The 690-nt window shown below is 72.8% G+C and carries 1 pseudogene; it reads left to right on the top strand.

Going from position 1 to position 690, the window contains the following annotated elements:
* Nucleotides 1-476 precede the first annotated feature (476 nt).
* Nucleotides 477-690, top strand: a pseudogene (locus tag GH736_RS23860) (SAM-dependent methyltransferase); the annotation flags it as partial.

Here is a 690-nt window from a genome sequence, read left to right on the forward strand (position 1 = left end):
AGATCATAGGTCGCGCCGTTCAGCGCCTCCGAGCGGATCCGCGGCACCCTCATGCTCCGAGCCAAGCGAGCTCCTCGGGATTCCACCGATCGCCATCGCGGCCGACACCGAGCACCCCGAGGCGGGTGGCCGACGAAGGACGAGCTGCGCGCGTACCAGCACCGCTTCACGACACGTCGACGTCGGCCTCCGTGCGCGCAGCTGAACGCCGAGCTCCGCAATATACGACGGCTCGTCCAGAGCGGCCGGAGGAGGGACCCCGTCGAGGGCGTCGAGGGCGTCGAGCGAGACGGGCGGCTGGACGCTGCGGGCGCAGCAGAACGACGGCCCGCGGCCCCGTGTCGAGCCGCGCGCCGTTCCCCCGAAAGCCGCTGGTCTGTTTCCCGCATGCGGGGTCGAGGGTAGCAAACGCACCTGCGAGGTGCATCCGGAGCCCGGAGCGGGGCCGGTCCGGAACCGCGGCATACCCTTGACGCATGCCATTCGAGCTCGGCGCGCTGCGACGCCACCCCGACGTCGAGGGGCGCGGGCTCGAGGCGTCGGATGCCGCCGACCGGCTCATCCTCGATGAGGCGGCGGCGCTCACCGACGGCCTCGGCGACGGCGAAGTGGTCGTGCTCGACGATGCCTACGGCGCGCTGGCGCTCGGATCCGCCGCGGCCGGCGCTCGAGGCATCCGGGTGCACCAGG

Origin of the sequence: Agromyces humi (genome assembly GCF_009720255.1) — a bacterium.
GTDB classification, from domain to species: Bacteria; Actinomycetota; Actinomycetes; order Actinomycetales; family Microbacteriaceae; genus Agromyces; species Agromyces humi.